Here is a 19,787-nt window from a genome sequence, read left to right on the forward strand (position 1 = left end):
AAAGGACCATCTTGCCACATGGGTTGCCTGCCGCAGGGAGGGCCTGGGTGCCGTGGAAGGCGGGCCCCAGGACGGGCTAAGCCGCCATGGGGACCTGCTGGTCAGAGCTGCCCCGTGTCCCCAACAACATGCCGGATGCGCACAACATCGCAGAAGACTCAGCGGAGAGAAGCAGGCCAAGGCGGAGGCCGTCGCACGAAGCGGCGTCGCCGATCGCCCAGATGCCCGGGACGGAGGTGGCGAGGTCGCGCCCCACGGAAATGCCGCCGTCGGACGCCACCGCCAAGCCGGCGCTCGCGGCCAGGTCGTTACGGGCCGTGCGTTCCTCGGCAATCACCACGAGGTCCCCCTTCATGCTGCTGCCGTCCTCGAACAGGATGCCAGTGGCCGGCAGGTTGGACTCCGGTGCGCCTGCGGCAGGGGACGCAACAGGAGTTGTGGAAGCAACGGGAATGGGATCGGCAATCACCGCGGCGGGGCGAAGGGTGGTGCGGACTGGCCGGACTCCACGGGCACGGAGCACGGCCTCTGCCTGGCCGGCGGCAGGCCCACTGCCCACCAGGATTCCGAGGGGACGGCGGCCCACCATCCTCGTGACCTCCTTGACGGCCTCACCGATGGTCGCGGCGTCGTCGATGGTGGAGTAGCTCAGGCCAGCTTCGGCTCCGGCTACGGGCGGGAGGGAAGGGGCAGAGCCGGTGGCGATGACCAACTGGTCGTAGGAAAATTCCAGGCCGTCCACGGTGGTGACCATTTTGGCGTCGGAGTCGATGAAGCTGGCCGGCTGCCCGAAACGGACCGAAACCTGGGGGAGCTCGGCGAGTTCCAATAAAGCGTCAGGGCACTCATCGCGGTTGCTGAGGACGGTGATGGTTCCGTCGAAAGCGCGTTGCCGGGAGTCTGACCTTCCTGCAAGCCGCCGCACCAATGCCTGGGCCGCTGGGCCTGCGCCTGCGATGACGATGTGGAGGGAGGGTGCGGACGGGATGGCGGACATGTTTGGCCCTTTCGCTCAGATGACCTGCTGTTGATCATCAGCGTAGGCGGCCGGTTTTTCGCGGGTGTTTCCCCGCTGTTGCCATCTTTGGCGGATCTGAAGCATGGTGTTTACCGGCCGGTAATAACGTGCGTCACATTGGGCCTGCCGCCGGCGTCAGTATCGGCGCAGGAGCTCACGGAAACCGTTCCCGGCGAAGCCTGCCACCGCGCCCGCACGGTCCACGAAACCGTGGGCGCCGACGGGTTCAACGGAAGCCAGAAAGCTGGCAGCGTCGGCCAGGCTCATGGTCAGATCGGCCACCAGTCCACCCACTTCCAGCCTGGCTCGCCGCGAATCCGCCCAGGCGTCCGGCCCCGGGTCATCGTGCAATGTGCGGGTCACCGCAAGACTCTGCCACCCGCCGTCGACCCTTATGCGGGCACGGTAGGTGACGTCGTCGCCGTGGGTCTCTACGCGCCCGCCCGCCAGGAAGACCCGCCCGAACCGGGAGTGTTCCAGATAGCCGCTGAGCTGCGGCGCTTCGTCCCCGGGATCGGTGGGAAGGACCACCGTGGCTTTGAACGTCACGGGCGATCCGTCCAAGTCGCCCCGGAGGGTGTCGTTGACGCGGACACCCGGCGCAGGCTCTGTCATCGCCGTGCAGTTGGCATCCTTGGCCAATCCGGTGTCAGTCCTCGAATCGAGGTAGGCGCGGGCGTCCCTGTAGCCCATGCCGATCAGCGTATCGGCATCGATCCTGCCCAGATAGAACTCTGGATCCAGAGGAAGGGGGTGCCGGGGACGGACTACGTGCAGCACAAATTCGCGTCCGGCAGCCTCGGCAGCCTCGAAATCAGCCAGGAGGGCGCCCATGGCACTCATCTCGATCATGTGCACGTACTGTTCCAGCGGTCCGTCGCCCCAGTAAGGCGTATTTCCGATGCACCAGACCAACCACACTTCGTCGGCCCCACGCCGCAGTGCCTCGGCCACATTGGCGTCCCTGATCCAGACGGCATCGGTCCAGACTTTTCCGTCCCGCCGCAGAGGCGGGAGAAAGATCGGAAGTGACATGCCGGCAGCCATGAGCCCGGCATCAATGTCCGTGGCGTCGATGGCGTGGCAGCGCTTTCCGGTGAACTCCACCACGTTGAAGGAACCCTCGACGGCGTCCGGTTCCGCTGCGTGGGCCCGGATGGTGGCGTCGTTGATGCCCAAGGCGGGGAAGACCTTGCTGAGGATACCGTCGGCGTCGCCAACGGCGGGCAACGACCACGGACCCTTGAGGTAGTCGCCCACGGGCAGTGCTGAGCCGAAGTCCTTGACGTCGACGCCCGACCACCGGGCACACATCTCATCCGGCGAGACGCCGGAGAGAATCATGCCGGCCGTGAGGATCCCGCCGGAGGTGCCGTCGACGTGCTGGAATTCCAAGCCTTCCTCGGTGAGCGCCTTTACCACTCCGGCTTGCCAAGCCACCCGCATGCCGCCGCCGGCGAGGACCAGTGAGCGTTTTGCCGGGTGCTTCATCCTGCCAACCCGGAGTTGGCAGGTGCGGCGCTGAGACGGCGCCAATACACGTAGAGGAGAATCCCGGTTGCGAGGTCAAAGAAGGCCACCATCAGGGCAATGGGCGCGAACACACCGTTGAGGACGCCGATGCCCACGGCCCCGAACGCGCCGGTTTTCTGGAGCCCGGACCACAACACCACCTCGGGGGAGGGAACAGCGTTGAGGAGGGTGTGGAGGAGCAGTCCGCCCACCACCACCATGAACATTCCCACGGTGCCGAAGAGTTGGCGGGTTTCGGGGGTGGAGTCTGCGCCGATCAGTTGCAGGACTGGCCCACCGAACGGGACCTGCACGGCGCCGGTCAGGACGGTGATGACGGCGATGACCGCGAGGACGGCGCGGAGGGGATCGGCCACGGCCCAGGCTACGGTGCCCGGCGGGTGTGTTTTCCGGGGGTGGCTCCCGGAGTGTGCCGGCTGGTGCGCGGTCATGCGTAGGACTCCAGCAGCCGGCCGCGGTCCACCAACAGCCACACCATGGCCGCCCAGGTCAGGGTTGAGACGTAGAAACGGATGTCGTTGAGCATCATCCAGCGTTTGAGCAGCGACCTGAGCTCGGCGTCGTCCGCGAAGTCGCCGCCACGGATCCGGACGTTGATGGGGATGATGATCCCTTGGCCCACCCAGGTCAGGACAATGATTCCCAGCAGGCAAATGATGGCGGGGATGACTCGGACGGTTCCCCATTCGGACCAGACGAGAATGCCGCCGGAGATGAACATGATGGGCACCACGATGGTGAAAAACTTGGTGGCCGCCCGGGTGGGGATGCCGAAGTGCATGTCCACGTTGTCCCGGGCCAACGATTCCCAGGTGGGGTAGAGGAAGAACTTGAGGACCCACATGGTGCCCACATACATGGTGGCCCCGAAGAGGAAGTAGAGGGCGTTGAGCAGGAGGAGCCAGTTCACTGGACACCACCACGGGAGTCGGCACTTGGTGCGGCAGCGCCCGGGACCCGGCTCCGGTCCGGTGGCGCCAGCCATTCCTGCCCTTGGCCCAGGTCCACCACGCTGTCCATCATGTCCCCGCCGCGAAGGGCCACGGCCTCCAGTTGGGTGGGAGCCGTGAGGAACCACGCTTCGTAGTGGTCATCCAGGACCCCGTGGGCTTGGGGCAGCCAGGCGGTGAACACCGGTTTGCTCTCTACCTGCAGGTCCCTTAAAGGCTCGACGCCGGGCGCGTCACCGAGGATGAGCCGCGCCTTGGCCTGGGCGCCGAGGGCGATGTCCCCGGTGGCTTCGAAGTAGATGTCCGATTTCCAGAGCATGTTCCGGAACACACAGTAGTTGGACGCGGCAAGTTTGAGGGGAAGCTGGGTTGCCCCTGGTCCGGCCGGCCGTTCAATTTCGAAGTAGCAACCCAACTGGCCGTCCTTGTCGTATTGGGCTGACACGGTGGTGTCCGTAACCACGAAGTCCAGATTGGCCTGGTGCTTGGGCATGCCCCAGATTCCTTTGCCCCCTTTCACGGAAACTTCGGTACTGACGGGCAGGTCCACTACGAACTGGCCGAGCTTGAACGTCTTTTGGAAAAGCAGGGGAAGGATGGGCGGGGCAGGCCTGCTGCCGTGGGTGATGGCGATGGCCAGGGAGTACTCGATGTACTTGCCGATGTCCGTGGATTTGTAGTTGACCACTGTCACCACCAGGAGCCCTTTGCCGCCGAGGGTGAACGGCCGCATTTCCGAACCGGGGAGCGCAGCGGCGGCTGCCCGCTTGTTGATGGGAAAGGCCGCCATCAACACCGGTGAGTCGTCGGAATTGACCGGCATGACGTATTTGATCCCGTCCGCGAACGCATGCTGTCCGCGAAGCCGTTCTTGCCTCCGCGGAACCGGGGACGGGAGGAGCTTGAGCAAGGGTGCGGCCAGTTCGGTGAGGTTTTTCATGGCTTCGACTCCGGGTTTCGGTTCAGCTCGTCGACGATGATGGGGAAGGTGTCCTGCCAGGCGTGGTCGCCGAAAAAGACGTCCAGGTGGCCGTACCCGGGGATGAGGTGGAGTGAATCCTTCCCGGGGCGGTGCTTTTGGAAGAATTCGTAGGTGCGTTGCTGGCTTTCGGGCAGGAAACACAGGTTGTCCAGACCTGCGATGAATGCGAACCTCGCATCGGTCTGGGGGGCTTCGGCCACCAGGTTGTCCGGCAATTCCGGATGGTCGCCGGCGGCCACCATGTGCCCGGCCTTGATGCTGCGGCCCATTTCCTCGAAGAACGTCACGGGCACCTCGGCGAACTCGCCGGTGAGCCATTGGTGGGTGGCGTCGTCGAGGTTCTCATGGGACCAGAGGGCGGGGCGGCCGCTGCCGTAGGTGAAGCTGACCATCTTGCAGACAGTGTTGTCGCACTCATGGTGGGTGGCTTTGACCAGGCCCCGGATGGCCCGGGTGAAGTAGCCCTGGGACTTGTACCCCCACGCCGGCGACAGGTACGGCGTGAAGGCTTTGACTACGGGCGTGAGGTAGTTGATTTTCAGCCGCGAGAACGCCGGCACTACGGGGTGCAGGGACACCGCGTTGGACACGATGGTGTCCACCTGCGGCAGCAGCCCCGCCACGGCCGACATCGTGAACGACGTAGAGCCCTGGCAATGGATGACGGCTTTCATGGTCTCCGCGCCGGTAGCGTTCAGGACGTGCTCGACGGCAGCAGGATGGTCGTACACGGCGGCATCGGCAAGCGTCCAGGACAGGGGATCAAGGTCGATCGATGCCCGCCAGTTCAGCATCCAAACATCCCACCCGTCTTCGAGGAGGACATCGACGATGGTGGTGCGGACCGGCGGCCTGAACAGCTCGGCCCGCACTCCGGAACCGTGAACCAGGATCACCGGCCCCTTGACCGCTTCAAGGGGTGAGGTGACGTGGACCAGGCTCAAGGGCGTGTTGTCCCGGGCACGGAGAGGAATGACCTCGGTCCTGTGCTCGGCACGGGTGATGATCATGGGGTGTTTCCCTTCCGTGCGATGGTGATGGGTTCTTCAAGCAGCCGCACGGCAGGCAGGCCGGTCACCGGAACCAGCCGCGCGCCGTCGTCGTTCGTTGCCAGTTGCCAGTCGCGGCAGACGGTGTCCACCATCAACGGGTAGACAGTGAGGTTGCCGTCGGGTGAGAGGTGGATGCGGAGGAAGCCTTTGTGGTCCTCGATCGCCTGGCCTGACATCTTCCACGAGGCCACCTCGCCACTGGGTGTCGCCAGGATGTACAGGGCGAAGGCCTCGCTGCCAAGCGCCCACCCGCCCAGATGTACCAGGCCCAGCACCAGGAGCAGGATCACGACGTCCGGCCAGATCTCCGTCCAAGAAACAAGGATCACGACGGCGGTACTCACCGCGAGCGCGGACAGCTGGTACAGGGCGCCGCGGGCGAAAACGACGATGCCCGCCTGGGCCACGCCCAGCGAACGCGCGGACAACGAGGCAATCGCCAGGAGGAGCGGCCCTGCAAGGATCAGGACACTGACAAGTACCGGGGTGTCTCCGCGGCTCAGGCTGCGCAGGCTGTCCACGAATCCTTCCCCGCGAAAGGCGCTGAAGACCGTCCACAGCGTCAGGGCGGCCACCACGTGCATGATGCCCAGCGATAGTCCGAAGCCGGGGTTGCGGATGGGGAGCCAGAACTGCGAGAAGGGGTTGGCCAGTTGCGGGCCGAGCAGGCGGGAGTTCCCTTGGCCGGGGAAGGTGGTGGTCGTGCGGGTGAAGGCGCGGCCTGGGCCCGACTGTTGTGGGCCCGACCGTTGTGTGTCCCGCACACTGGACGATTCACCGGGAGTAGCCGGCGCGGCAGGCAGGGTGAGATGTTCCGGCAGTCCGTGGGTATCCGAGAGGTAAGCGCCGCCCAGCCCGCAGGTGATCATCTGGGTCCTGCCCGGATCCGTGGTCTGGTGCTGGTTGGGGGAGTGATGGTGGGAAGGGGAGTCCTCGTAGCGGGAGTAGTGGTGGAGGTCTCCGGTGAGCCAGAGCCTGACGCTGGCACCTGTGGCGTCGAAGAGGCCCGTTTCAGGGTTGAAGCGGCGGCGCAGATAGTCCTGCTCGAAGAAATTCACCTGCCGGAATTCACCCCACCCGGGTTGAGTGGCGTCAACCCAGAACGGAGCAGCGACGCAGAGGATGATCGCATCGCCGGGCTGCAGTTGCAGAGTGACGTTCCGGTAGAAATAGTCCAGTTGTGGCTCGTCGATGTACTGCCCCAGTTGGCTGTCCAAGCCCAGCAACCACCAGCCGGGGGTGCCGTTCCGGCCCGGTCCGGGAGGGATTCCGGTCAGCCGGAGGGCAAAGTAGCTCCGGGTTTGGATGGTCCGCCAGTTTCCGATGCTCCGCTGCCTGGTGAACACCCGGATGAACGAGGTGAGGCCGTCGTACCAGTCGTGGTTGCCAGGAAGCGCCAGCATGACCGGAGGAGCGTTGTGGGGCCCGTTGTGCGCGGCGCCGGCGCTTCCTGGGCCGCTCACCGGGCCACTCGACACAGGTGGGAACGCCGTCCGGTACGGGCCCGCCATCCGGTTCTCGTACGCCGCAGGCGAAGCCACCGGGTAGACCTCGTCCCCGCCAAGGACCAGCACCCTTCCACGGGGAAGTTCATGCCCGTCCACCGTCAGGGTGTCCTGGGCCAGCAAGGATGCCACCGTGTAGGTGGCATCGAAGCCATCGCCGAGGTCGGCCGTGAAATCGAGCCACATCTCCGTCGTTGCCGGAGCCGCGGCGGGCTCATCCTCGAGATCGGCCGGTGAGGGAAGCCCGCGGCTGCTGACAACGGGCTGCGCCGGTTGGCCCGGGACGGGAAGTTTGTCCAAACGCAAGGGGTCCGCTGGAAAGCTTCCCTCAAGCTCGCGCTTATCGCCAAAATCGGCAAAGACTGTGGCCGCCGCGACCTTCAACGCGGTTCTGGCCAAGGACAGGGGCGAGAGCCAACGAACCGCCGTCTGGGGTGTGAAGCCCAGTGCGGCGTGGTGTTTCGCGAGCTCCCGGCTTTTCATTGTTTTGACGTGAACGGGAACGGTACGCGTCTGAGACCCTGGCCGTAGACCTGCCAGAGTTCGCCGGCGAACAGTTTGCCGAAGGTCATCAAGCCTGCGGCCGGGGCCGGTCCTTCGGCCCGGAACGTGGTCAGTTGCCTGGCGAAGTCGAGAGGCCGGATGAAGAGGATCCCGGCGCCAACTACGCCTGCCTGGGCAGCGCCGCTTGCAACGGGCCGACCGGCGTCCGGCGGTGCAACGTCCGGCGTCCCTGGATCGGGTGGCACAGCATCCGGCGGCACATGGCCGCGGAGGATGGTGGCGTACAGGGTGGTGGTGTCCGCCCAGAGGTCGAAACCTGCCTCGTTATGGATCAGTTTGTGCCCGGTGAACGTGAACGGCGTGCCACCTGGGTCCCGAAGCCACAAGCGGTAGAGCATGCGCCTGGCTGGTGCGCCGTCGTCGGACGCATCCGGAATGAAGAGATTGAACCAGCCCCGCTCTACCGGCATCCGGCCACCAAAGTAGTCCGCCAGCACGTAGCCCTCGGCCTTGGCAGGGTGGTTCGGATCGGTCGCGAACGCCTCCATGTCCTCGGCGGTAATGGTCAGTTCGAACATGATCTTCCGGCTGCGGTCCCGGCCCAGGCTCCGCCCCTTTTCCGGATCGGTGGTGCCGGGACTGAACCAACCGTGCATCTGCTCGGTGAACCGCACGGAGGTGGTCTCTGGGGCGTCGGGAGCGCCAGGCCCGCCGAGTCCGCGGCTGCGCGCCTGAGGTACCTCAGGCGCTGCGCTCGCGGGCAGTTCCGCTGGTGCCGCCTTGCCTTTGGTAGCGTCCGGCGCCAACGCGCGCGGAGCGGATGCACCGACGTCGACGACGGCGCCTGCTGCCTCCCGTTCAACGGCCACCTTTTCGCGGGCCCCGCCGGAGCCTTCAGTGTCTTCCGGACGGATGCCCCGGTGTTGCGCCTTGTCTGCGTTCTCGATGATGTGGGCGCAGGTACGCTCTGCGAATGCGGCGATGGTCAGGGACGGGTTGGCGCCCACCGGACCGGGCATTGCGGCCCCGTCAACGACGAATAGTCCCGGGTATCCGAACACCTCCCCATACGAATCGCAGACGGCTTCCCCCGGATGCCGGCCGGACGGGGCGCCTCCAATGGGGTGAACCGTAATGACACGCTTGGCCCACCACAGGGGGTTGTCAATGAAGTCCCCGTCCAAGTCCTTGGAAATCGCCTCCATGGTCTCGCGGACGCGGCCGAAATACTCCTTGGACGTTGCCATGGTCCAGGCGATGGCCAGCCTCCCGTCGCGAAGGGTCATGACGCCGTCGGGAATGTCCCTTCCCATTCCCAGCAGAGGCACCGAACTGGACGACAATCGGCCGTCGCCCAGTGCTGCGGCGAGGTCGGCGGAGACGTTGGAGCGGCCGGCGTCGAACAACCTGTCCTTGAGCAGTTGCCCCGCCAGTTTCACCGTCCGTTTCATGGTGGTGCGCAGTTGTGCTGTTTCCATGAGCCAGTTCATGAAGGCCGGATACCCGGCATCCTCCACGTAGTAGCCGCGACCATCGCCGTCGTCGTCGTTCGAATCCGGGACCCTGATGGCTGTGGTGATCACCGGCCCGCGGCTTCCGGTCAATGTCCGGACACCCGGGCGTGAGCCATTGGCCGGGGGAGTCTTGGCGCCCATGATGAACGTCAAAAGGTCGCCGTTGCCGCTGAAGCGGGTGCCCAGGGCGTCGCTGAGCGCCGGAAGGGAGCCACGGTTGCGGAGCAGGAGGAAGTTGGTGCCGAACGTGCCGGCCCCCAGGATGAGCCGGCGGCAATGGATGATGCGTTCTGTGAGGAGTTCGCCGTGTCGATCCGGATGGTGCACCACATAGCGGACTTCATAGCCCCCGCCCTGCGTTCCAGCGTCCAACGGCCGAATACCGCGGACATCGTGGAACGTCCTGACATCGGCACCCCTGAAGGACGCCGCTGAAATGTAGTTGTGGTCCAGCGTATTCTTGGCGCCGGCGTTGCACCCGATGTCGCATTCACCGCTCAGCGTGCAGGTGGTCCGCACCGTGGTGGGACCATGGATGCTCCCGTAGCCGGGAAGGGGCAAGGCGTGATTTGTCCGGGGCTCCGTGCCAGGCGCCGTTGAGAACGTGACGGCAATGGGAGGCCGGGTGATGGACAGCCCCAGGTTCGCGGCGGACTTCTCCATGGCAAGGGTCTTCGCGGTGTCCTTGTAGGGATACGGCACAGGCTGCAGCATGGCTTCGGCGGCATCGTAATAGGGATCAAGGTCAGCCCGGGTGAAGGGCCAGTTCTCGTAACCACCGCCGGGGATCGGGGACTCGTTGACGAACCACTTTTCGTCCTTTCGCAGGAGGACGTTGGCATAGATGAGTGAGCCGCCGCCCAACCCGCTGGACACCAGTCCCTCCGTGCCGCGGAACGTCCAGGCATCAAAGAGTCCATACAAGCCGCGGTCCGGATCCCAGAAGTTCCGGCCCATCTCCGACGGCGAGCGCGCGAAGCTGCCCGGCGGGTATGGTTTGCCGCGTTCCATGAGCACAACGGACTGTCCGGCTTCGGCCAGTCGAAGCGCCGCAACGGAACCTCCAAAGCCGGAGCCCACCACCACTGCGTCGACTTTTTCGATGCCGATGCCGATGCCGATGCCGCTGCCGCGGTGGCGTGGCGGATCAGACGCGGGCTCAAACCCCGCATCCCCACTGTTCCCGGTCCCCAGACGACCCATGGCCGTTCCTCTCAGAGGAGAGCTGACTACATAGCTGCAGCTGACGCCGCCGGGTGTGGCCGGGCGTTGCCTCCGCGGACTATGGGGCTTATGTTCCCACCGGGCAGGGGATCTGTAAATGAGGTGGCGTACTTGGGTTCAGGGTGCACTAGACGATCCGGGTGTAGATCATGTCGAAGTCGTGCTCCAGCGGCCCGCCCGGGTAGGTGCCGCGCTCCAGGCGGGCGGTGATGGTGTTGCCGTCCTCGGTGAGGCGGCCAACGAAGCGCTGGGGCCAGTCCGGGCCATCCCGGAAGAGAATCCAGACGTAATCCTTGAGCGTCATGTCATAGATCCGGGCGACCCCTCGGGAATCGAAATAGTGCTGCTGGAAGGCTCCGTCCGAGCCGGTGGCACCAATGACGCTGACCGCATTGGGGTACTCCGGCCGCTGGACCGTGGATCGTTGGATGAGGAAACCGCCACCCTCCAGCCATTCGAAAGTCGTCCGGCCGGAGACCTCCTGGCCAGGTACTGACGTTTCCCACTCGCCGACGAGGATCGTCAGTTGCTCCAACGTGGGTTTTGGATCCCGTGCCATGGCTGCCTCTTTTCGCGTCGTCGCGCTGGTGGACAGGTTCAGCGTAGGGCTCGTCCGTTCTGCCGTACAGATGCGCCGCCGGATGCTCCGCATGGAACGGCAGAACGCCATGCAGGTGGTGCTGTGATGGCCGGGCTGGCCCCTGGCCGCACCGGGCGTGCGGTGGCAGGATGGGCGCATGAGCCGTGTCACTTGTGATCTGACTGTTTCCCTTGACGGATTTGTTGCCGGGCCCAACCAGTCCCCGGACAAGCCGCTGGGGGAGGGCGGCGAGAGCCTGCACCGTTGGCAGTTCGAGGAGCGGGAGGCCAGCGCAGCAGAGATCGCGGGCATCCTCGAAGCTGGTGCTTACATCATGGGCCGGAACATGTTCGCCGGTCCCGGATCGGGCCGGTGGGATCAGGAATGGCGCGGCTGGTGGGGTGAGGAACCCCCGTATCATGCACCTGTTTTCGTCCTGACCCATCACCAGCGCGAGCCGCTGGCGATGGAAGGTGGCACCACTTTTCACTTCGTCACTGACGGCATCGAATCGGCCTTGGCCCAGGCCCGGGAAGCCGCCGGGGATAGGGATGTGGCGATTGCGGGGGGAGCGCAAACCGCTCGTCAGTATCTCTCCGCAGGCCTCATGGACGAACTGCGGCTTCACATCTCGCCGGTGATCCTGGGTGGTGGCGAACGGCTGCTCGACGGCGTGGGGGACGTGACGCTTGAACCGATCGAAGCGCGCGGGACCGGACTCGTCACCCACGTGCGGTATCGGGTGCAGCGCTGATCCGGACCTGGCGCCATCGCGGTATCAGTGCTGGCGGGTGACCCTGCGTGTCTCACGGAACTCCGCGGGTACCGTGATAGCGCCCTTTGGGACGGCGACGGTAATGCCCTTCTTCGTCACGCTGGTGACGTTCTGACCCCACTGCTTCGCGTACTCGACGATGGGTCGCGCTGCAGCCCTGTTGCGGACGATGGCGACGAGCACGATCGTGAGGAACCCGAGGGTCAGCAGCCCCGGCACCATGATGGCGACCACCGGGCTGATGAGGCCGTTCAGGAACAGAGCCGGACCGAGGAACCACAGCGCAACCGAGGAGAACATGAACGCGAGAACCAATTTCTCGGAGCGTGCGTGGACGGCCTGCGCGCGTGCCAGCTCATCCGGGTAGCGTTCCTTGACTATGCGTGTGACATCGGCGCTGAGCGCATCAGCGACGTCCTTGCTCCGGGCGGTCATGGCTCTCCAATGCGCGATATCCGGCCACCACGGTATTGAACCCTGTAGCCGAAGACGGTGGTTTGTTCAGTTCCTGCCAAGTAGCAGTTCGCTTGACCTTCCCTAAAATACCTGTCTTTCGCCAAGACGCATGAACGGCGGCCCTCCATACCGCCGGCTTCCTGGCGCCGCAGCAAACTTCGCGGAGTGACAACAATGTCCGTCATCCGCTGTACACTCGAGTATCGAACATATATTCGAATAAAGGTGTGTTGTGGGCGTGATAGTCGGCCCCCGCGTGATAGATGCGGGCTTTTCCCTGATGTCGGTTTTGCTGGCACCTCTCCCGGTGGCGGCCGGGTATCCGTCGCCGGCGCAGGACTATTTTGATGGCCGGATCGATCTCAACGAGCACCTTATCAAGGACGTCACCAGCACTTTTGTGGTCAGGGTGACGGGGCAGTCCATGGAAGGTGCCGGGATCAGTGATGGAGACGAGCTGATCGTCAACCGTGCGCTGGAGCCGAAGGATGGGTCCGTCGTCGTGGCTGTCCTCGATGGTGAACTGACCATCAAAAGGCTCCGCGTCAGGCCTTCGGGAGTGATCCTTCAAGCGGACAATCCCAAGTATCCGGACATCCGTGTGCCGGCACTGTCCGAACTCACCATCTGGGGAGTTGCCACCACGTGCCTGCACCACATCTGAGTTCGACCCGTTGGCAAGGCCCAATTCCCAGCGGGCTTTGGGAGCGGATGGGCGCCGAGTTCGGCCTGCCAAGCCTGGAAAGGGTCCGGAGCCGGCTTGCGCAGATACATGAGGATCCGGAACCGGTGATGCAACAAGTGGTGCGGGTGTTTTCCGCAGAGGGCACCTACTGCCCGGGCTTCCAGTTCCGGGAAGACCTGTCCTTGCACCCCGTGGTGATGGGGCTGTTTGCGCGGGCCATGGCCCTGAGGATTCCACATAACTACTTTGCTGCGTGGATGGTCACCGGATGCCCGGCGCTGCGCGAGGGCAGGCCGGTGGACCTCGTGGACCGGCTGGCGCCAGCTGTTCTCATCGCTGCCTTGGAACGATCTTTCGAGCACGGCCCTGGAGTTGGTCGTGGTTCAGTGTGATGGGTGTCAGGGCCCTGCGTCCAGCTCGACGGCGAGCCTTGTCGGGTTAGGTTGTCGCGAGATCGCTGTAGAGGGTTTGGACGCGGGTTTTGATGTCGTCGCGGACCAGGCGCATGCGTTCCATGCCTCCGATGCCACGTTCTGAGGGTTCGTCGGTTTCCCAGATTTCGAAGCGTTTCCCGGTCGGTGGGTCGAGTTTGGCTTCGGTTCCCAGAACGATGACGGCGTCCACGGTGTCGAGGACTTCGTCGGTGACCGGTTTGGGATACTCGCCGGTGACGTCGATGCCCAGTTCGGCCAGGGATTCCACGGACTGGGCGTTCAACGCCGCGCCGGGTTTTGTTCCGGCTGAGTAGACGGTGACGTTGTCCCCAGCCAGTTCCCGCATGAGAGCTGCGGCGAGCTGGGATTTGCCGCCGTTCTTGCTGCAGACGAACAGGACGGCGGGATGTTCCGAGGTCATTAGAGTGCAGTCTCTTTCGTCAGGGAGGCGACCAGGTTCTTCACACGGCCGTGGATTTCATCACGGATGGTCCGGACGGTGTCGAGGGGCTGGTCAGCGGGGTCGGTGAGTTCCCAGTCTTCGTAGCGTTTGCCGGGGTAGATCGGGCAGGAGTCGCCGCAGCCCATGGTGATGACCACGTCGGAGGCGCGGACGACGTCGTCGGTGAGCGGTTTGGGGTATTCCTTGCCCAGATCCAAGCCCATCTCGTTCATGACTGTCACGACGTTGGCGTCGAGTTCTGATGCGGGCAGGGACCCGGCGGAGCGGACGCGGATCTTGCCTTTGGCTTCGGCTGTGAGCAGGGCCGCGGCCATTTGGGAGCGGCCGGCGTTCTGTACGCAAACGAACAACACCTCCGGGATCTCCGAGGCGAGGGAGCTTTTTGACTTGGCCAGGGCGTGGAGCCTGTCGTTGGCGAAGTGCTCGGTGGTCGCGGGCAGGTAGGCGCTGACCTTCGCGGTGCGGGCCAGTGCTGTGTAGGACTCGAAGACGTAGCGTTCGACGGTTTCTGCGGCGAAGATCCCTGCGTAACGTCCGGCGAGCCGGTCACTGATGCGGTGGAGTACTTCGGTGTTGTCCTGCAGGCCGAGCGTGGTTTCCTGGTGGTCGGTCATGACAGTGCTCCAATGGTTGTTTTGGTGACTGGCTTTCAGCTGGTGGTGCCGGATCGGCCGTGTGCGAGCCCGGTCGGGAAGCCGACAAATGCCGGTTCCGGTGTGGAGCAGCAGCCTGACTCGGGCTCCTGCGACCCGGTGGTGGCAGGGGCGGGAACATCGCAGCTGGTACCGGCGTCCGCGGAGCATACCCCCGTTTCGGGCAGTTCAAGGAGGACGGTGTCCGCCGATTCCTGGTCACCGGCGAGGGCTGCGGCGACGGAACGGACTTGCTCGTAGCCGGTAGCGAGGAGGAAGGTCGGTGCCCGGCCGTAGGACTTCATCCCGACGATGTAGAAGTCTTTTTCAGGGTGGGTCAGGACCTTCGCGCCGTGCGCCGGGACCGTGCCGCAGGAGTGGAATTCAGGGTCGATCAGCGGGCCGAGCCCGGTGGGAGCTTCAACGGCGGGGTCCAGGTCCAGGCGCAGTTCCCGCAGGATCTCCAAGTCCGGGCGGAAGCCGGTGCAAGGGACGATGACGTCGGCGTCGATGGTGCGTCCATCGACGGCTTCGACGCTCACATGCGAGTCGAGGTTTTTCAGGGCAGCGATGCCGAACCCGGTGTGCAGTTCGATGGTGCCGGCCTCGACCAGACGGCGGAGGCGGGAGCCGAGCTGGCCGCGTGCAGGGAGCCCGTCGGCGTCACCGCCGCCGTAGACCTTCTCGGCGGAGTTGCCGCGGACGGCCCACAGGATGCGGGTATCGGGTTCGTCCTTGGCGAGGTCTGCGAGGTTGATCAGGGTGTTCGCTGCCGAGTGGCCCGCCCCGACAACGAGGGCGCGGCGGCCGGCGAAAGCGGCGCGGTCGCGGCCAACAACGTCGGGCAGCGGCGAGGAGATCCGGTCAGCTGCCAGGCCTTCGCCGATGGCGGGCAGGCCGGAGGTGCCAAGCGGGTTGCGGGTGGACCAGGTGCCGGAGGCGTCGATGACGGCAGCGACGGTGTGGTCCCGTGTTTCTCCGCCGCCGTGCTCAACCCGGACAACGAAGGGGGTGGTGTCGCGGTCCCGGACGTGGGTTTTGTCCATGCCCTGCCGGGTCACGGCGATGACGCGGGAGCCGGTCTGGAGCCGGGAAGCGATCTGGGGTGTATCCGCCAGTGGGGTGAGGTAGTTGTCGATGAGTTCGCCGCCGTAGGGCAGTGCGGTGGGACGGGGTGATTCCCAGCCGGTGGGTTCGAGCAGGCGGACGGCGGCGTCGTCGAGGTTGAAGCGCCAGGGTGAGAACAAACGGATTTGCCGCCACTGTTCGATGGCGGCGCCGGCGGAGGGGCCTGCTTCGAAGATGACCGGTTCGAGTCCGCGTTCGAGCAGGTGGGCCGCGGTGGCGAGTCCTACCGGGCCTGCGCCGATCACTGCGATGGGAAAGTTCGTCACTGAGTCCATGCTGTCCTCTTGTTTCATCCGTTGGCGTGGCGTTTCGAGTGGTTAGGCGTGGGTTGGTTCTTCGACCAGGGCGGTGGCGATGCTGTGGGCGTCATCCAGGGCGGCAAGGAACCGTTCGGCATCCAGCGCGGCCGCGCAGCCGGTTCCGGCTGCGGTGATGGCTTGACGGTAGCGGTGGTCCACGGCGTCCCCGCAGGCGAAAACGCCGGAGAGGTTGGTAACCGTGGTGGGTGAGTCGACCTTGATGTAGCCCTCGTCGTCCAAGTCGACTTGTCCGGCAACCAGCTCGGTGCGGGGCAGGTGGCCGATGGCCACGAAGATCCCGGTGGCGTCCTGTTCACGGGTTTCTCCGGTGCGGGTGTCCGTGAGGGTCACGCCGGTGACTTTGCTGTCGCCGTGGATGGTGGTGATGGCCGAGTTCCAGGCGAACTTGATCTTGGGGTTGTCCTTGGCGCGCTGGGCCATGATCCGGGAGGCGCGGAGTTCGTCCTTGCGCACTACGACCGTGACGGTCCTGGCGAAGCGGGTCAGGAAGGTCGCTTCCTCCATGGCGGAGTCGCCGCCACCAACCACGATGATGTCCTGTTCGCGGAAGAAGAACCCGTCGCAGGTGGCGCACCAGGACACTCCGTGGCCGCTGAGTTTCTTCTCCTCCGGAAGGCCCAGTTCCTTATACGCGGAACCGGTGGCAAGGATGACGGCCGGGGCCTCGTGGGTCTCGCCGCCTCCAGTGACCACACGCTTGAGGTGACCCTTCAGATCAACTTCAGTGACGTCGTCGAACACTATCCGGGCGCCGAACTTTTCCGCCTGTTCCTGGAGCCCATCCATGAGCTCAGGGCCTTGGATGCCGCCGGGGAAGCCGGGGAAATTCTCCACTTCGGTGGTGTTCATCAGCGCACCGCCGGCGGTGACCGACCCGGCCAGGACCAGCGGGTTCAGGCCTGCGCGGGCGGCGTAGATCGCCGCGGTGTAGCCGGCTGGGCCGGAGCCGATGATGATCAGTTGCTCGGTCTGGACGTCGGTGCTCACGGGAGACTCTCCTGGTGCTCGAAAAAGTGGGCTATTTGGCAGCCGGGACGAGGGAGGCGATCAGGCCCTCGATGCGGGTCTTGATTTCATCGCGGATCGGGCGGACGGCGTCCACGCCTTGGCCGGCGGGGTCTTCCAGGACCCAGTCTTCGTAGCGCTTGCCGGGGAAGTATGGGCATTCGTCGCCGCAGCCCATGGTGATGACGACGTCGGATTCCTTGACGGCCTCGGTGGTGAGGACCTTGGGGATTTCGGCTGACATGTCGATACCCAGTTCGGCCATGGCTTCGACGGCGGCCGGGTTGACCTTGTCGGCGGGCTGGGAGCCTGCGGAGCGGACTTCGATCCCACCCTTGCCAAGAGTTGTCAGGAACGCTGCGGCCATTTGGGAACGTCCGGCGTTGTGGACGCAGACGAAGAGGACAGAGGGCTTCTTGATGGTTTCGTAGCTCACGGGTTTCTCTCCTGGAATCGTTGTGTGAACGGGTGGCTGGTTTGAAGCGGTGCGCCCGAGCGCGAAGCTCTCCGTAGCGAACATTGATGATGGTCGATATAGCGAGTATCGGACGATAGATTGATGAATGTCAATATTTCAATGCTGCCAGATGGTCAGGCGGCGGTGATGCGTGGCGCGAGGTCGTTGATCCGGCGGGTGATGTCATCGAAGGCATGGTCAAAGGCAGCCGCCGTGTCCAGGCGGAGGGGATCCGGCACGGACCAATGGATTCCGCCCAGCCCGGTCAGTTCTTCGTGGGCGTTGTCGCAGACGGTCACTACCAGGTCGGCCTCCTCCGCAACCTCTTCCAGGGTGCGCGGTGCGATGTCGGGCAGGTCCAGCCCATGACGCCGGGCGGTCTCGATGGCTCCGCGGGCGATGCGGTTTGCGGGGCGCGTTCCGGCCGAGGCTGCTGGGATGTCGCTGACCTGCCGCCACAGGGCGGTGGCCAGCTGGGAGCGGGCACTGTTGCGCGTACAGACGAACAGGACACGGCTCGCTGTATGTGCCGCCCCGGGCACGAGCCCACTGAGGGCGCCGGTGGCGAGGCGGAGGTAGCTGCGGCGCTTGTCGGCTTCGGAGCGGTGGCGGGTTGCCAGGCCGGCTTCCTCCAGGGTGCGGAGGTGGTGGGAGAGCAGGTTGGCGGGCATGCCCAGTTCGGCCTGCAGTTCCGATGGCGAGAAGTCGCCCAGGGTCAGCAGGTCCATGATTCGCAGGCGTGCCGGATCGGCAAGGGCTGCGTGCCTGGCTACGCGGGCCTGGAATGTGTCGACTGCTTCAATATTCATTGATTCAATTTTGACTGAGTTAATTCCATGCGTCAAGCTGTTGGCATGACTTCACTCCAGCCGCCCCTGTGGCGCCGTGCCATCGCTGAATTCCTCGGCACCGGCCTGCTCGTTGCCATCGTCGTTGGTTCCGGAATCGCCGCAGCCCAGCTCTCGCCCAATGACACAGGCCTGCAGTTGCTGCAAAACAGCACGGCCACGGTGCTTGGCCTGACGGTGTTGATCCTGATGTTCGGGCCGGTCAGTGGCGCCCACTTCAACCCGGTTGTCTCCATGGTGGACTGGTTCCTCGGACGGCGCGGCGGATCCGGCTTGTCCTTGCCGGACCTCGGCCTCTACGTCCTGGCCCAGATTGCCGGTGCCATCGGTGGCAGTGTCTTGGCGAACGCGATGTTTGAGGTGGGTACGTCCATCTCGACCAAGGGGCGGGCAACGGCGGGTCATCTGCTGGCCGAGGTGGTCGCGACTGCCGGTCTGGTCCTGCTGATCTTCTCCCTTGCGGCCACCAAACGCGGCGCTTTGGCCGCCCCGGCTGTAGGTGCCTACATCGGCGCTGCGTACTGGTTTACGTCCTCCACGTCGTTCGCGAACCCGGCCGTGACCATCGGCCGTATCTTCAGCGACACTTTCGCTGGCATTGCGCCGGGTTCCGTCCCACCATTCCTCGCCGTCCAGGTCCTCGGTGCGGCTGTTGGCGTTGGAATCCTGCTCCTGCTTTTCCCGCATGCCGGCCGGGCCGCCGCCGACGTTGTCATCCCTCACTCCGTAGAAGCGGCCAAGCAGTAGTCCCCCCGGCCTAAACATTGATGAATGTCAATGTTGCGGCATAATAGGTAGATGACCTCGCTGCCCTTGCTCGAACCGGACACGCAGACCATCTGCTGCCCGCCAGCTACCCCAGCCCTTGGTGCTGAAGAAGCGCAGCGCCGGGCCATCGTGTTCAAAGCGCTGGCGGATCCCAACCGGCTGCGCCTGCTCTCCATCGTCAAGGCCGCCGACGGCGGTGAGTCCTGCGTCTGCGACCTCACCGAACCGCTGGATCTGGGTCAACCCACCGTCTCCCACCATCTGAAGATCCTGGTCGAGGCCGGTCTGTTGCATCGCGAAAAGCGCGGCACCTGGGCGTACTACTCGCTGGTCCCCGGAGCCCTGGATGACGTCGCCGGAGTCCTCACTGCCCTATGAGGCGTGATTTTGATGTCCGGCCCATGCGGGAAGGCGACTGGCCCGCTGTCCGGCGCATCTTCCAGCAAGGCATCGAGACGGGGCACGCCACCTTTGAGGAAAAGGCTCCCGATTGGGAATCCTTCGACACCTCCAGGTTGAAGGCGCACCGGATCGTCGCCGAAGCGCCCGGACGGGGTGTTCTGGGTTGGGCCGCCGTCTCCGCCGTCTCGTCCCGGCCTGCCTACGCGGGCGTGGTCGAACACTCCATTTATGTGGCGGCCGAAGCCCGCGGCCTCGGTCTGGGCAAAGCCATTTTGCAGGCACTCATCGACTCCACCGAGCGCGACGGGGTGTGGACTATCCAATCCAGCGTCTTCCCGGAGAACCAGTCCAGCCTCCGGATCCACGAATCCGCCGGTTTCCGGGTCATTGGACACAGGAGCCGCATCGCCCGCATGACCTACGGTCCCGCCGCCGGCCAGTGGCGCGACACACTCCTGCTCGAACGCCGCTCACCCGCAGTGTAACTATCTGATTGATGCCGCTCACTAAACCGGCGGCATTCTTGTCGGCGGTCAGGCCGAAGCCGTCTTG

23 protein-coding genes are annotated in these 19,787 nt (G+C 64.9%); 7 read left to right on the forward strand and 16 right to left on the reverse strand.

Annotated features, from left to right (window positions below):
- Nucleotides 1–76: 76 nt before the first annotated feature.
- The 9 genes from AYX22_RS07375 to AYX22_RS07415 form a co-directional block, all read right to left on the reverse strand.
- The gene (locus tag AYX22_RS07375; protein ID WP_207596849.1) at nt 77–997 is read right to left on the reverse strand and encodes an FAD-dependent oxidoreductase; all 921 of its coding nucleotides are present in this window, start codon (nt 995–997) and stop codon (nt 77–79) included.
- A gap of 156 nt (nt 998–1,153) precedes the next feature.
- A complete protein-coding gene (locus AYX22_RS07380) occupies nt 1,154–2,509 on the reverse strand; it encodes a patatin-like phospholipase family protein (protein WP_207596850.1) in 1,356 nt (451 codons plus the stop codon).
- A complete protein-coding gene (locus AYX22_RS07385; RefSeq protein WP_242703560.1) occupies nt 2,506–2,982 on the reverse strand; it encodes a hypothetical protein in 477 nt (158 codons plus the stop codon). The genes AYX22_RS07380 and AYX22_RS07385 overlap by 4 nt, the downstream gene beginning before the upstream one ends.
- On the reverse strand, nt 2,979–3,461 hold the full coding sequence (locus AYX22_RS07390) for a DUF1772 domain-containing protein (RefSeq protein WP_207596851.1): 483 nt from the start codon (nt 3,459–3,461) through the stop codon (nt 2,979–2,981). Before AYX22_RS07390 ends, AYX22_RS07385 begins: the two co-directional genes overlap by 4 nt.
- Nucleotides 3,458–4,441 (reverse strand): acetoacetate decarboxylase family protein, encoded by a 984-nt coding sequence (locus tag AYX22_RS07395; RefSeq protein ID WP_207596852.1) that lies wholly within the window; start codon nt 4,439–4,441, stop codon nt 3,458–3,460. The genes AYX22_RS07390 and AYX22_RS07395 overlap by 4 nt, the downstream gene beginning before the upstream one ends.
- Nucleotides 4,438–5,493, reverse strand: coding sequence for an alpha/beta fold hydrolase (locus tag AYX22_RS07400; RefSeq protein WP_207596853.1), 1,056 nt, complete (start codon nt 5,491–5,493; stop codon nt 4,438–4,440). Before AYX22_RS07400 ends, AYX22_RS07395 begins: the two co-directional genes overlap by 4 nt.
- On the reverse strand, nt 5,490–7,523 hold the full coding sequence (locus tag AYX22_RS07405) for a hypothetical protein (RefSeq protein ID WP_207596854.1): 2,034 nt from the start codon (nt 7,521–7,523) through the stop codon (nt 5,490–5,492). Before AYX22_RS07405 ends, AYX22_RS07400 begins: the two co-directional genes overlap by 4 nt.
- Nucleotides 7,520–10,261, reverse strand: a complete 2,742-nt coding sequence (locus tag AYX22_RS07410; protein ID WP_207596855.1) for a GMC oxidoreductase — start codon at nt 10,259–10,261, stop codon at nt 7,520–7,522. Before AYX22_RS07410 ends, AYX22_RS07405 begins: the two co-directional genes overlap by 4 nt.
- 148 nt (nt 10,262–10,409) lie before the next feature.
- Entirely contained in the window at nt 10,410–10,841 is a 432-nt protein-coding gene (locus AYX22_RS07415; RefSeq protein ID WP_207596856.1) for a hypothetical protein, read from the reverse strand.
- On the opposite strand from AYX22_RS07415, the gene AYX22_RS24300 reads away from it, so the two are divergent.
- Together AYX22_RS24300 and AYX22_RS07420 are read left to right on the forward strand one after the other, a co-directional pair.
- Complete coding sequence (locus AYX22_RS24300) at nt 10,840–10,968, forward strand: hypothetical protein (RefSeq protein ID WP_278251950.1); 129 nt, start codon at nt 10,840–10,842, stop codon at nt 10,966–10,968. The two genes, AYX22_RS07415 and AYX22_RS24300, sit on opposite strands and share 2 nt — an antisense overlap.
- A gap of 51 nt (nt 10,969–11,019) precedes the next feature.
- The gene (locus tag AYX22_RS07420) at nt 11,020–11,616 is read left to right on the forward strand and encodes a dihydrofolate reductase family protein (protein ID WP_207596857.1); all 597 of its coding nucleotides are present in this window, start codon (nt 11,020–11,022) and stop codon (nt 11,614–11,616) included.
- Nucleotides 11,617–11,640: 24 nt separating this feature from the next.
- Here AYX22_RS07420 and AYX22_RS07425 read toward each other — a convergent pair whose 3' ends face one another.
- Nucleotides 11,641–12,072, reverse strand: coding sequence for a hypothetical protein (locus AYX22_RS07425; protein ID WP_207596858.1), 432 nt, complete (start codon nt 12,070–12,072; stop codon nt 11,641–11,643).
- Between the two features lie 253 nt (nt 12,073–12,325).
- Here AYX22_RS07425 and umuD point away from each other — a divergent pair, with 253 nt between their 5' ends.
- Nucleotides 12,326–12,757, forward strand: coding sequence for a translesion error-prone DNA polymerase V autoproteolytic subunit (gene umuD / locus AYX22_RS07430; protein ID WP_207596859.1), 432 nt, complete (start codon nt 12,326–12,328; stop codon nt 12,755–12,757).
- Nucleotides 12,758–12,804: 47 nt separating this feature from the next.
- Nucleotides 12,805–13,170, forward strand: a complete 366-nt coding sequence (locus AYX22_RS07435; RefSeq protein ID WP_207596860.1) for a hypothetical protein — start codon at nt 12,805–12,807, stop codon at nt 13,168–13,170.
- 46 nt (nt 13,171–13,216) lie between these two features.
- Here AYX22_RS07435 and AYX22_RS07440 read toward each other — a convergent pair whose 3' ends face one another.
- The 6 genes from AYX22_RS07440 to AYX22_RS07465 form a co-directional block, all read right to left on the reverse strand.
- The gene (locus tag AYX22_RS07440; protein WP_207596861.1) at nt 13,217–13,633 is read right to left on the reverse strand and encodes a low molecular weight phosphatase family protein; all 417 of its coding nucleotides are present in this window, start codon (nt 13,631–13,633) and stop codon (nt 13,217–13,219) included.
- The gene (locus AYX22_RS07445; protein WP_207596862.1) at nt 13,633–14,289 is read right to left on the reverse strand and encodes an arsenate reductase ArsC; all 657 of its coding nucleotides are present in this window, start codon (nt 14,287–14,289) and stop codon (nt 13,633–13,635) included. Before AYX22_RS07445 ends, AYX22_RS07440 begins: the two co-directional genes overlap by 1 nt.
- 35 nt (nt 14,290–14,324) lie before the next feature.
- A complete protein-coding gene (locus AYX22_RS07450) occupies nt 14,325–15,710 on the reverse strand; it encodes an FAD-dependent oxidoreductase (RefSeq protein WP_207596863.1) in 1,386 nt (461 codons plus the stop codon).
- Nucleotides 15,711–15,752: 42 nt separating this feature from the next.
- Nucleotides 15,753–16,742 carry a thioredoxin-disulfide reductase gene (trxB, locus tag AYX22_RS07455; protein WP_207596864.1) on the reverse strand — a complete coding sequence of 330 codons (990 nt, stop codon included), beginning with the start codon at nt 16,740–16,742 and terminating at the stop codon, nt 15,753–15,755.
- Nucleotides 16,743–16,773: 31 nt separating this feature from the next.
- The gene (locus AYX22_RS07460; RefSeq protein ID WP_207596865.1) at nt 16,774–17,196 is read right to left on the reverse strand and encodes an arsenate reductase ArsC; all 423 of its coding nucleotides are present in this window, start codon (nt 17,194–17,196) and stop codon (nt 16,774–16,776) included.
- Between the two features lie 155 nt (nt 17,197–17,351).
- Complete coding sequence (locus AYX22_RS07465) at nt 17,352–18,026, reverse strand: helix-turn-helix domain-containing protein (protein ID WP_207596866.1); 675 nt, start codon at nt 18,024–18,026, stop codon at nt 17,352–17,354.
- 45 nt (nt 18,027–18,071) lie between these two features.
- Here AYX22_RS07465 and AYX22_RS07470 point away from each other — a divergent pair, with 45 nt between their 5' ends.
- The 3 genes from AYX22_RS07470 to AYX22_RS07480 are packed head-to-tail and all read left to right on the forward strand — an operon-like array spanning nt 18,072 to nt 19,720.
- On the forward strand, nt 18,072–18,812 hold the full coding sequence (locus AYX22_RS07470) for an MIP/aquaporin family protein (protein WP_207596867.1): 741 nt from the start codon (nt 18,072–18,074) through the stop codon (nt 18,810–18,812).
- A 51-nt stretch (nt 18,813–18,863) separates the two neighbouring features.
- On the forward strand, nt 18,864–19,211 hold the full coding sequence (locus tag AYX22_RS07475) for a metalloregulator ArsR/SmtB family transcription factor (RefSeq protein WP_207596868.1): 348 nt from the start codon (nt 18,864–18,866) through the stop codon (nt 19,209–19,211).
- A complete protein-coding gene (locus AYX22_RS07480; protein ID WP_242703561.1) occupies nt 19,208–19,720 on the forward strand; it encodes a GNAT family N-acetyltransferase in 513 nt (170 codons plus the stop codon). The genes AYX22_RS07475 and AYX22_RS07480 overlap by 4 nt, the downstream gene beginning before the upstream one ends.
- The last annotated feature ends 67 nt before the right edge of the window (nt 19,721–19,787 follow it).

This window comes from Arthrobacter sp. D5-1 (assembly GCF_017357425.1).
Taxonomy (GTDB): domain Bacteria; phylum Actinomycetota; class Actinomycetes; order Actinomycetales; family Micrococcaceae; genus Arthrobacter.

Bases quoted from the DNA above. Each gene is read 5' to 3' on its own strand.
- AYX22_RS07475 (WP_207596868.1), top strand. From the start codon at position 18,864: ATGACCTCGCTGCCCTTGCTCGAACCGGACACGCAGACCATCTGCTGC.
- AYX22_RS07450 (WP_207596863.1), bottom strand. From the start codon at position 15,710: ATGGACTCAGTGACGAACTTTCCCATCGCAGTGATCGGCGCAGGCCCG.
- AYX22_RS07395 (WP_207596852.1), bottom strand. From the start codon at position 4,441: ATGAAAAACCTCACCGAACTGGCCGCACCCTTGCTCAAGCTCCTCCCG.
- AYX22_RS07380 (WP_207596850.1), bottom strand. From the start codon at position 2,509: ATGAAGCACCCGGCAAAACGCTCACTGGTCCTCGCCGGCGGCGGCATG.
- AYX22_RS07415 (WP_207596856.1), bottom strand. From the start codon at position 10,841: ATGGCACGGGATCCAAAACCCACGTTGGAGCAACTGACGATCCTCGTC.
- AYX22_RS07470 (WP_207596867.1), top strand. From the start codon at position 18,072: ATGACTTCACTCCAGCCGCCCCTGTGGCGCCGTGCCATCGCTGAATTC.
- AYX22_RS07410 (WP_207596855.1), bottom strand. From the start codon at position 10,261: ATGGGTCGTCTGGGGACCGGGAACAGTGGGGATGCGGGGTTTGAGCCC.
- AYX22_RS07375 (WP_207596849.1), bottom strand. From the start codon at position 997: ATGTCCGCCATCCCGTCCGCACCCTCCCTCCACATCGTCATCGCAGGC.
- AYX22_RS07385 (WP_242703560.1), bottom strand. From the start codon at position 2,982: ATGACCGCGCACCAGCCGGCACACTCCGGGAGCCACCCCCGGAAAACA.
- AYX22_RS07405 (WP_207596854.1), bottom strand. From the start codon at position 7,523: ATGAAAAGCCGGGAGCTCGCGAAACACCACGCCGCACTGGGCTTCACA.
- AYX22_RS07400 (WP_207596853.1), bottom strand. From the start codon at position 5,493: ATGATCATCACCCGTGCCGAGCACAGGACCGAGGTCATTCCTCTCCGT.
- AYX22_RS07465 (WP_207596866.1), bottom strand. From the start codon at position 18,026: ATGAATATTGAAGCAGTCGACACATTCCAGGCCCGCGTAGCCAGGCAC.
- AYX22_RS07480 (WP_242703561.1), top strand. From the start codon at position 19,208: ATGAGGCGTGATTTTGATGTCCGGCCCATGCGGGAAGGCGACTGGCCC.
- AYX22_RS07445 (WP_207596862.1), bottom strand. From the start codon at position 14,289: ATGACCGACCACCAGGAAACCACGCTCGGCCTGCAGGACAACACCGAA.
- AYX22_RS07440 (WP_207596861.1), bottom strand. From the start codon at position 13,633: ATGACCTCGGAACATCCCGCCGTCCTGTTCGTCTGCAGCAAGAACGGC.
- AYX22_RS07425 (WP_207596858.1), bottom strand. From the start codon at position 12,072: ATGACCGCCCGGAGCAAGGACGTCGCTGATGCGCTCAGCGCCGATGTC.
- AYX22_RS07435 (WP_207596860.1), top strand. From the start codon at position 12,805: ATGGGCGCCGAGTTCGGCCTGCCAAGCCTGGAAAGGGTCCGGAGCCGG.
- AYX22_RS07420 (WP_207596857.1), top strand. From the start codon at position 11,020: ATGAGCCGTGTCACTTGTGATCTGACTGTTTCCCTTGACGGATTTGTT.
- AYX22_RS24300 (WP_278251950.1), top strand. From the start codon at position 10,840: ATGGCTGCCTCTTTTCGCGTCGTCGCGCTGGTGGACAGGTTCAGCGTA.